This is a genomic window from Candidatus Borrarchaeum sp. (assembly GCF_019058535.1).
Classification (GTDB): domain Archaea; phylum Asgardarchaeota; class Sifarchaeia; order Borrarchaeales; family Borrarchaeaceae; genus Borrarchaeum; species Borrarchaeum weybense.
The window spans coordinates 1-11,241 of sequence record NZ_JAHPYX010000240.1 but is presented as its reverse complement, the minus strand read 5'-3'; the positions used below and the strand labels follow the sequence as shown (position 1 = coordinate 11,241).

Below are 11,241 nucleotides of genomic sequence, written 5' to 3'. Positions count from 1 at the left end.
GAGTTACTCTAATTGAATAACCTGAAACAGATGATATTTGAATTAACGGGGAAAAATTAGCAAGATCGTAAACATGAGATGCTTTTATTGAAATTAATTTATTCTGGGATAATGCAAAGAGTGGATTGGAAGTTTTGAAATCGGGCACTTTTGTTTCAAATATTCCATGCCATATCTTAGTTTCAGGAGAAAGACAAAGTGTCGGAGTTGCACAAATTGCAAAAATGATTCTTTCTTTGAAGTAAGCCTCTACTATCCTTCTATGCCGATAATCCATCCCAGCATGATGAAATGCTACTCCTCCTAAAACTGTCTGCGCTAAACGTGCTCGTAATGAAGTGTCTGCCCCCGTAGACAAGATTTCTTCGTTGATACTTTTGAATACATCTCTGTTTTCATCTGTCAAAAAATCTAGTATAGATCTCGCTAATTTAGAAGCTAATGACATTGTCGATTTTCTTGTATTTGTAAAAACTATCATCTGTCCATTTTTACGTAGTATATCTCTTAACAAGTTTATCATGGGGTCATCAATAGTTTGTCTTGTTTTTTTCTTTCTTTTTTTGGCTGTTGTTTTTCTTTTGCTAATTTTTTCCGGTTTTATGGATGTGGCTGTGATTTCTTCTAATTCTCCATCTTCAAACTCAATTGTTCCGTTGTAATAAACCCCCTCTCGTAAGATTACAGGTCTCCATTCGCTCAGAATTAATTTAGCATTTAACCACTCTGCAATTTCGTTCGCATTCTTTATAGTTGCAGAAAGTGCAAGAAGTTGAGCTTCTGGATTTATTTGTCTTAGTTTAGACAGGACTACTTCAAGTGTTGGACCTCGACTTGGATCGGTAATGAGATGAACTTCATCACTTACAATAAGTGAAATATCTTTCATCCAAGAAACCTGATGTCGTAATAATGAATCAGTTTTCTCGTTAGAACAGATTATTATATCGAAATTTTTCAACCATTGATCCTTGGTATCAAAATCCCCAGTACTTACTATTGTTTTTATTCCTAAAGCTTCATATTTTTGGAACTCTTCTTTCTTCTCAGAAGCTAAGGCTTTCAGTGGAACGAGATAGATTACCTTACCATTCCATTCTAGAATATGCTTCAGCATTGCTAATTCTGCAATCAACGTTTTTCCAGAAGCTGTTGGACATGCTAATAACATGTTGTCTCCATCAAGGACACCTCCTTGAATCGCATCTGCTTGTGGTGGATAAAGATCCACGAGTCCATGATCTTTTAATAGGTCCAAAGCTTCTTTAGGAAGTGGAAGGTTTTCTATCTTAATACGAAATTCCTCCGATTAAAAAACAGTTAGTTATTTGTGAAATATCGAGTATTTTCTTTCGTAAAATAGTTTTCCTGCTTAATTACTAATTAATTGATTAATTATGAAATGATTTTTATGCTTCACTTATCCTTTTAACAAAACCACTTTTAGGTTCGTAAATTTCTCCGCTTTGCTGTAAATTATCTAATGCACGCTTAACGAATGGAGGTTCAAAGCCAGCCTCTTCTGCTCTGCTTATCAGTTTTGAAATTGGAACAGCATCATCCATTTCTTGTTCTAGTGATTTTATCAAATCAAGTAGTTCTGAAATCTTATCTCTAGTGCTCTTTGTTTGTCCTAACATAATTGAATCAATATCAAATCGACCATTTTCATCTACACCAACTTGCTGTAATGAATACCTCACCAAGCGAATAGCGGCTTCTGCATCCTCGATTGATACTTCATCTCTGAGTGCCATTTTTGCTCTTGCTTCAGAGATTCTGACAAGTGCTTCCAATTGTCGAGCAGTTATTGGAACAGGAGAATTTATTTCTTCTCCCGTCTTTCTCATTCGCAAGTAGAATTCCTGCAATTTATCTCCAGCATCTGATGTTAGTTTTGGAAAAACTCTGTTTTTAGCATACGCAATATATTTCCTAAGTAATTGCGGATCAATTGGAGCTTCAATTGCGGTATCTCTCTTCTCATGGAGTTTCAAAATGTGTTCTGCGATTTCTCTATCGTGTTCCGCATCTGGCCTGTCAGTTATTGCAAACAATAAATCAAATCGAGAAAGAATAGTCACTGGCAATCTAATATTTTCTGCTGGGGTAGCATGAATATTATATCTACCGCGATACGGGTTGGCGGCCGCAAGGATTGAGGTCCTCGCGTTTAATGTGGCAATGATTCCGGCCTTAGCTATGCTAACAGTATTATGAAGAATTAAACCTTGACTAATAAAGCGATGTGTTGGTTCTACCGTAACATCGTATACATAAGGACATGCCCATTTTCCTGAATTTGCTATCTTCTCGATTTTTTTTATGCGAAGGCAACGTATATCACTTTCAAGAATTCTTTCAATTTCGTTTATTTCTATTTCAATTTGTTGACACTCATTGACGACTGCATCTGCAAGTTGAATAGTTACTTTCTTCTTGGTTTCATCTGTACAGCCTCCTCGTTCTAAGTGGCCAATAAATGAGCCAGATTTGTTGATTTTTCGACCTGCAGTTTCGAGGGACCAATGAAGAATTCGCCGGGTAGCCTTTATTGGTAGTGGTAAATTTTTAAGATGTGTTTTAGCCTCATTAAAAGCATTTTTTGCCTCATCAAGATGTTTCTGAAGCAATGTCCGAGTAATACCATGATCTTCATTAATAGCACGGTAAAATGTCCCTTTGTAAGGTATTCCAACTCGCTTGAACAATTTCTTTATCTTAACTCCAATTCCAGGCGGAAAGACATCATGATCATAATTTGATTTCGCGGATCGATTTACCAACATACTAATTTTTTCCCTACGAGGATCCCATTGCTCGGCAATCATTTGGGAGAAAAGTGGGAGACTGCTACCACGAATACATACCTTATAAGAGTCGTTATAAGAATCATGGACTATTCGACTTTGGATTCCAACACATAGCAAAAGATCTTGATAGTCAAGAGCAAGTTTAGGTGAGGAGGTGCGATAGGACAAAGTCTCAGATTCTAAACTTCCGTCTCCGAGAAATGCAGCTTTAAGGAATTGTTTTACTACTAATTCTCCAGAAACAAACAACTGTGATGGAATACGTTTATATTTTGAAGTGTTAAGAACTTCAGGAAAGTTTTCTCGGAAAAAATCTCTTAATTGGGAAGATACAAAGCGCAGTGTTCGATTACGATCGATATAGTTAATTCCCTCTAAACCAAAAAGATCCTTCATTAGTGATGAGATATCCTTCACTATTAGATCTAATGTATTGCTAAAACCAAGTTCAGCAGAAGAACCATTATAGCTATATCCCTCTGATACAAAATATCCAAGAAGTCTAGCAATTTTTGGGGTTACATGTTCAGGTAAAGCAATTGATTTCGCATTAAAATGTATTGGAATTTCTGTGTTAAGCAATGCTCCAGGATTATGACCACATGGCATAATTCTAGGGGCGGGCACGAAATCTCCAACTTGAATATCAGTAGCTGAAACTACGCTAATAGAATCTCCCTTAAAAACAAAAAGTGGATGTTCAGGTGTTACTATCACATGTCTTCCATTACCAAATTTAATTTTAAAAAAGTATTCAGGTGCGGGATGACGACTTACACGGTCAATACAAATTCTATCCACCTTAAGAAAGTCTGAAGTAAATACTTCTAAGTTAAAGGGCCGCGCGTCTAGAATTTCGCAATTTATTCCTTGAACAATCTTTTTAGGATTATCTGCAAAGAGATTATCAACTAACTCCCCTATTGATTCTCTAGCTCCATCTGCCAAAAATATCTCCATTAATGGATGATAGCTATGTTGTTCCATAGCTTCATGTATGGCAACACGATCTTCGGTCCTCATTTTGTCGAATTCATCAATACATGCCACACCCATATCGCTGAGGACAAGAGCTCCCGCCTCAAGTGTCATCTCACCAGTGTCTGAATCGCGCAGCACAGCAGCTGTGTTATGTACAACTACGCCATTTGCTATGAAATTATGGGAGTCAGGGATTGTTAAATCATATACATATGGTTCTTGCGCTTTGATTTCCGTCACTTCTGCAACTTCATCCCAAAAAATGTCTGACCGAGAGAGACTTTTTAAGAGTTCGTATTTTCTGCTATATTCTTCGTGTTGTTTTTTGGTGGATTCTATAACGGTCTTCCAATAATCAACAATATCGGGATTCAATTTTTTTTCAGTTCTTTGTAAAAGAGAAACAAAAACTCCAATTGGAATTCGGACATTTCTATCTTTTCGCAAGAAGTAGTCAGAAAGCTTTGTGCGTGAGATTTTTGCATATTTACCAATCTTTTCTATTGAGATTATTTTCTTAACTTCTTGATAGAATTTGTTTCTTGCGCTGTATGGTATCTCTATACGATGTCTGAGCCAATCTAACTCAATTTTTTCAAGAAGATCCAAAAGTCTTTTGCTAGAGATATTTCGTCTTTCTAATTCATAGGGCGAAAATGAGCACTTACGCCCAGTTAATTCTCGACTTGTGTATCCATAAAACTCTACAAGTTCTTTTAGGATGAATGAAATATTAGGAATGTTATCTACATTCTTATGATATTCTTTCTGAACTTTACAATATTCCGATATCAGTGAATTCTTTTTTGGATGTTTGAAACCAATATTATTTTTGAATACAACGAGATCGAAATATCCACTAATGGTGAGTTCATATTTTTCTTTCTTACCTACAATTTTCTTCCCTGATTTCATAATAACTGTTTTAGGTTTTCTTTTTCTAATGAAAGAAACGATTCCTAGAGTTGAAAGAGCATTTTTAACAAACTCTACCAAATTCTTACTAGTTGAAGAAAAGCCGATTTGTGAAGATCCACCACTTGATCTTTGCGAAATCCATCCATCAGTGTCAAAAAGTGCTCTAAGAAAAGCATACAGATATTCTTCTTTATAAAATATGATTTCTGTGCTAGGAGAGATATTATCTGATTTTGGTGATTCACTAATACCAAATTTTGAAAAAATATGATATAGTAATGATGACCAAATGGCACACGTTGCGGCTCTTTCGCTAGAGTCTTTTGATCTATTAACGTTAAAACCCATATTTTTGAAGAAATGTTCGAATTCTTCCAATAAAATGCGTTCTCGATTATGGAATCTTAACTCCGTTCCACCATATCCTTTTTCACTTTTATCGACATAAATACTTCCATCTCCAACAATTAAACCCATTATATAGAACCAATCTTCATTCAGGTTTTTAGGAAGAGCATATTTGAGGCCATTCTTGGGTTCAATATGAATCTTATCAGGCAAGTATGTTTCCGCATCTTCCTCAAGCAAATCACAAAATTCTATGAAACGTTGAAGTGGTATGTTTCCAACACGACCTCTCTTTTTCCATCTGTAAAGTGTATCATCGTTTACATTAAACAATTTGGCTAAATCACTCATTGACATATTGAATTTCTTTTTTAGCTTCTCAAGCAAGTCCTTAACTTCACTTTCAACGTTCAAAAGCCTAAGATAACCCTGATAGTCCTTAATTAACTCAAACATAGTAGGAATTTCTTTTTCAGAAGTAACAGGAAATGTCCTCACAACAGCTATTCGATCTTTTGGTTCAAAAAGGTTTGACGGTTTCCATAATAAACCGTTTTGATTAATTGACAAAAGATTAGTTTGAGGAGTTAATTTTAATTCTCTTCCCGTTCGAGTAATTATCTTTATCAATTTTTCTGGACTTTTGATTCTCCAGACTTTTGAAATTCCTCGGGGTTTTAATTCTAGATTATTTGAATGAAATACCTTTAAGTCACCTGATTTCTCCTTATATTCTATCGACTCATTATATTTGGATATTTCACCAGATTTTAACTCATCTTCTACTAGTTGAGATATGGGTAATATGTCATCTGTTAGAAATACATTACTATCACCTGAAATGCACAATCCAGCGGCTGTACTTCCCTTACCCGAAGTATACAAGGCTCTGGGGGCTATTCTAGCGACATACTGAAGTATTTGCGATTTAGCTGTTCCAGGATCTCCCACCAAAAGAATATTTGACTCGCCTCGAATTTTCATTCCATCTGGTAAAACTTTGCTTGTACCTCCAAAAAGAAGAAGCGCAATTGCCTCTTTGATATTTTCATAACCATAAATCGAGGGGGCAATAGAACGTATCAACTTTTGATGAACCCACACATCTTGTGACAGGTCTTTAATCTCTTGTTCTTCTTCAGGACTTATTTCGATTTTGCCAAGTCCTTTTTCAAATAAATCTATGTAATTTGAAGCTAAGTATATTGAAAAGGTGGGGGTTTTTAATTTGCCTTTTGTAAAATCAGGTACAGAACGAAGAATACCAATGATTCCCACACGATCGCCAGGTCTGGCGACATCAACAAGATCATCTTTTATAATAACATCTAAAGAGCGCGGTAACTGACCTGGCGGGAGTTCTTCCGGCATTTCTTGTATTCGTATCTTCTGCCAATCTGTAAAGGTCGACTCTTCCATCAGAAGTTTGAACGGTCCCTTTTTTCTACAACTAGGATTTTCACAGATTTTGGGTTCAGAATATCCTTTATCCTGAGGAATTTCGTAGAGATAACCACATTTTGTACAAATAAACATCGCTTTTATTAGCAATGGTTTAACTTCTGAAGCACGTGTTAATATTCCTTCAACTTGCACAAATCTACCAATATTTACCGATCTGATTTTTCTGAGAGCTAATTTTTCAGGTGGATTACGAAAGCGTGCATGAAAAGTATCAACTTTTTTGAAGTAATCAGGATCGATAACCTTCATCACATTTTTTACTGCAGTCGACGCGGAATTGATGAATTGTTCCGGATTTTCTTCAACTAAATCAGCTAGAGCTGGGTCAAATACCCTAACATCATTGAAGTCGATGATCAGCGAACGAGTTTCCTCAAGAGGCATCCGTTCAATTCGATCTCTCCATATAAAAGATCCTTCATCATCGCGAAATTCCTTAAAGAATGTTTCAAATTGCTCTACATATTCTTCGGAGATTTCTGACATTTTTTTCCACTCAAGTAATCTGTAAATTCAAGGATGAAATGCAAAGTATTTGACGTAAATTTGGATATAATATCGGGTTTTTCTTTGTAATTGAGTTCATAAAATTGTTAAATTGTTGATTTAACAGATCTAAGGTGCATTACTCAAATAGAGAGTTACATGCAACAACATATAATGGTTAAGAAACAATATAAATGCATTCAAAATTTTGAAATTCGCTTATTTGTGAGTTTGAACTGAATTTGATTAGAAAACTGGTAAATTATCATAAAACTTAGATAAAAGTTACGCTAGATGGGTTATCGTCTTTTGGATAATATCTTTAGCCCTTTTAATAATATATTTTTCAGGAAACACTTTTCGCTTGACATTCTTCTTTGAAGTGACTTGTTTTATTCTAAAGGTTGTCTGGAGGGAAGAAAGAGTCCACAACAGTGGGTGATGGTTGGGGTAAAACCATTTATACCTCTTTCTACCTATCTCCCCCTTTTAAGCAGCGTTTTGTAAAGCGTTTGAAATTTCTAAAAGCATTGTTATAAGACTTGCCTCGTTTTTATCATTCTTAAAAAATGATCTACAAGGGTATAATGGTATAGTTTTCTTTATAAGATAAACAGTATATTTAAAGCTATCTAAAAACGCTAAAAGTAACTGGAAAAGTTTAGAAATACTTAATCAAGAGAGAACAAATTATCTTTCCATTGTATGCATAACGAGCTTAATTCCTGAAAAAGGATTCTTTCTTCTTTTGTCATATGTTCAGTGAAATCTCGCGAATTTCTTGTTTGAGATGCAATTTTCAGTAGTTTAAAGAGACGCATAGAGAGAATATCTCTTATAAGTGCTTCTATTTTTTCAAAAGACTGATTGGCCGTTGAACTATCTATTTTTTTAAGAAATCTCAGTTGTTCTCGAACCTTCAGGTAAAAATCTTTATCAATTGACTGTAATGCGTGCGTTTCTCCTTCCTTTTTCAAAACATCATGTAATTCTGAAAGTTCAATGAAGTTGTCCTTTAATTTCGCATATCCTTGCTTGACTAATTCAGTTGCAATCCATAACGGTATGGTTTTTTCTTGTCCTCTTTTTGAAGTAAGTTTAAACTCTCTTTCGAGAAGGCCATTGATGTCTTTCAAGATTTTAACTTGTACTGATCCTTCTTCGAATTCGAACTGAAGTCTTTTAATGAATGTATCAATCATCTGACTTTCCATTTGTAACACACTCTTTATATTCAAATCTTCGATAAATAGCAAGGCTAAATTATGAATATATGTAACTTATAGAGTTAAAGAGTTTTATGGGGAACTTGCAAAAAGAGATAGAAGGAGATAAGACTGATAGGTAAATCAAGATTGTTGCAAAGTTATCCACCTTCACTGTCGCTTGCTATTACAGCTATTATGACAGCATTGGTGTGTATTATAACTCTCGTATTTCAAATTTCAATCCCTCAAACTCAAGGTTTCTTCAATCTAGGCGATTCTGCAGTCTATATTTCTGCGATACTTTTTGGTCCAATTATTGGTGCATTTAGTGGAGGCGTCGGATCTGCGCTTGCAGATCTTATATTGGGCTACGGGGTGTTTGCACCAATTACTCTAGTTACAAAGGGCGCAGAAGGATTTGTTGTTGGACTTATTAGTAACTCCCTTATACCGCCTAAAAAAATAAATACACGCTGGAAAGTTTTCATTAGTCTTACGGGATTAATTGTAGGAATTATTATTATCCTCATTGGATTATTATTCTATTCTACGCCTTGGCAAATTGGAGTTGGAATTCTTGGCAGTTATCAGTTCTTTGAACTTAGCCCGATACCTATTGTGTGGGTAGTCCTCGGTTGTATAAGTGCAGCATTGATTATTGTTGTAGGAATCAGAACACGCCCAGAAGTGTCATGGCTTGTTTTTTCTATCCTTATAGGAGGAAGTTGCATGGTGTTAGGCTATTTTGTTGCAGAATACTGGCTCTTGGGTTTCGGACCTGCAGCCTTTGTTGAAGTTCCTTTCAATATTGGTCAAATGACAATTGGTGGCATTATTGCAATTCCTGTATCACAGTCTCTAAAAAACACACTGCCATTTTTGATGGTTTCTCAAGAATGAATTTGGTTCATAATTCAGAAATTGTCAACCCAGAGAATCCATTTTGTTTACGGTCTAGTTCAATCTTGAAGATTGCACGTAAATAGAAATGCTTTTAATTCGTATAGATGAATACTAAATATGCTCCTCAAATATTGGGAACAAATATTAGCAGAGACAAAAAATTCAGCTCATTTTTCGCTTTGTCAAAGTTCGTTGTCAATCGTGGAGCTTATATTTCATCTTAACAATCTTCTATCAGTTTGAAGTGGTATGACTATGACTAAGTTATGTTTTATCACAGGTGGCGTTTTGAGTGGTTTGGGAAAGGGCATAACAACCGCTGCTATCGGCAAATTATTGCAGTTCCGAGGCTTTCATGTTGACGTTATCAAAATTGATCCTTATTTAAACGTCGATCCAGGTATACTTAATCCTATAGAGCATGGAGAGGTGTTTATAACCGATGAGGTATGGGATTTCAACCCCGCTCCCGGTTTCATTTACAGGATAGCAGAGATTGATCAAGATGCAGGCACGTACGAACGATTCCTCGACCATCCATTTCATCCGTCGCAAAATATTACGAGTGGTCAAATTTATCTTTCTGTGATTGTACATGAACGCGTTGGAAAGTTTCTTGGTCGTACAATTCAGATCGTACCTCATATTACAGATGAGGTAAAATCTCGTATTAGGAACATCGCAAATAAGGAGAATCCCGATGTATTGCTTATTGAAATTGGCGGCACCGTCGGTGATATTGAGGCGATGCCATTTCTTGAGGCGATTCGCCAGTTGCGCCTCGAACTTTCAGAACACGATACTTGCTTAGTCCACGTAACTCTTATTCCATATTTGGAATCCGTTGGTCAATTAAAATCAAAGCCCACGCAACACTCAGTGCGCACTCTTCAAGGAATGGGACTTCAGCCAGATATTATCGTTGGAAGAGCAAGAGAATCATTATCTGAAGAGATCAAACATAAAATTAGTTTATATTGCAGTGTTCCTGAAAATGCAGTGATAAGTAATCCTGATCTCAACCCAATTTATGACCTTCCACTTTATTTTGAACAACAAAATATGGGAAATTATCTATGCTCTTTACTTAAGTTATCCTATGATTGCAAACCCGCCACAGAAGACTGGACTGAAATGGTTAATCTCTTTAAGAACGCCACACGTACTATCAATATTGCTATGCCTGGAAAATATACGAGTATAATTGATAGTTATGTTAGTATAAACTATGCATTGCAAGACGCTGGTGCTCATTTGGATGCAAAAGTAAACATTAATTGGATCGATACAGAGGCTATTGAAGAAAAACCTGATAAAATTCGCGTTTTAGACTCATGTGATGGCTGCTTACTTACACCAGGATTTGGATCGAGAGGAGTTGAAGGTATGATTCAAACTGCAAGCTATGCTATTCAAAAAAACATACCATATCTTGGTATCTGCTTTGGTGCACAACTTCTAACTGTTGCGTTCGCTCGAAATGTAATGGGGTGGAAAGAGGCACATACAACTGAAGTTGATGCCGAAACGCAATTACCTGTTATAGATTTCCTTCCTGAGCAAAAAATTATCCAAGAAAAGGGCGGAACCATGCGACTTGGTGCACACAAGATCATTATTCAAGAAGGAACAAAACTTTGGGATGCATATCATCAATCAGTTATTCATGAACGTTTTCGTCATAGATATCACATAATTGAGGAATATATGGACCAGATGAAAGAGAAAGGCTTCATTACCAGTGCATATGATGACACGGAGAAAATTGTTAATGCTGTAGAGATTGCCGATCATCCGTTTTGCGTGGGAGTACAGTTTCATCCTGAGTACACCTCTCGACCAAACAGACCAAATCCTTTGTATTTTGCCTTCATAAAACATGCACTTGAGAGATCTACATTAAGAACGAATGCTAACGAATAAATATCATCGAAAAAACAATTTTCATTCCAATTTTGGCCTCTTAGGATGTAAGATGAAGAAAGGGCAAAGAATACAAAATTCCATAAAGGTCTAAAGAAGATGTATATCAAATCGCTTCATAATGAACTCGGCGAAATTGTAAGAAAGTTAAAGCAACTTGAAAGAGATAAAGAAATGTTTAGCATGCTCCTTAGGGG

At 35.9% G+C, this 11,241-nt stretch carries 5 protein-coding genes; 2 read left to right on the top strand and 3 right to left on the bottom strand.

Features of this window, described 5'->3' with window-relative positions:
* The 3 genes from QVB70_RS14700 to QVB70_RS14690 all read right to left on the bottom strand — a co-directional run.
* Window positions 1-1,258: DEAD/DEAH box helicase (locus QVB70_RS14700; protein ID WP_287587750.1), on the bottom strand; the 1,258-nt coding region annotated here is incomplete at its 3' end.
* Between the two features lie 151 nt (window positions 1,259-1,409).
* The gene (locus QVB70_RS14695) at window positions 1,410-7,010 is read right to left on the bottom strand and encodes an LAGLIDADG family homing endonuclease (protein WP_287587747.1); all 5,601 of its coding nucleotides are present in this window, start codon (window positions 7,008-7,010) and stop codon (window positions 1,410-1,412) included.
* 671 nt (window positions 7,011-7,681) lie between these two features.
* Window positions 7,682-8,224 (bottom strand): DNA replication complex GINS family protein, encoded by a 543-nt coding sequence (locus QVB70_RS14690; protein ID WP_287587745.1) that lies wholly within the window; start codon window positions 8,222-8,224, stop codon window positions 7,682-7,684.
* 141 nt (window positions 8,225-8,365) lie between these two features.
* Here QVB70_RS14690 and QVB70_RS14685 point away from each other — a divergent pair, with 141 nt between their 5' ends.
* Window positions 8,366-9,118 carry an ECF transporter S component gene (locus QVB70_RS14685; RefSeq protein WP_287587742.1) on the top strand — a complete coding sequence of 251 codons (753 nt, stop codon included), beginning with the start codon at window positions 8,366-8,368 and terminating at the stop codon, window positions 9,116-9,118.
* A gap of 258 nt (window positions 9,119-9,376) precedes the next feature.
* Window positions 9,377-11,044, top strand: a complete 1,668-nt coding sequence (locus tag QVB70_RS14680) for a CTP synthase (RefSeq protein ID WP_287587740.1) — start codon at window positions 9,377-9,379, stop codon at window positions 11,042-11,044.
* The last annotated feature ends 197 nt before the right edge of the window (window positions 11,045-11,241 follow it).

Coding starts and splice junctions, on each gene's coding strand:
- QVB70_RS14690 (WP_287587745.1), bottom strand. CDS start 8,224: ATGGAAAGTCAGATGATTGATACATTCATTAAAAGACTTCAGTTCGAA.
- QVB70_RS14680 (WP_287587740.1), top strand. CDS start 9,377: ATGACTAAGTTATGTTTTATCACAGGTGGCGTTTTGAGTGGTTTGGGA.
- QVB70_RS14695 (WP_287587747.1), bottom strand. CDS start 7,010: ATGTCAGAAATCTCCGAAGAATATGTAGAGCAATTTGAAACATTCTTT.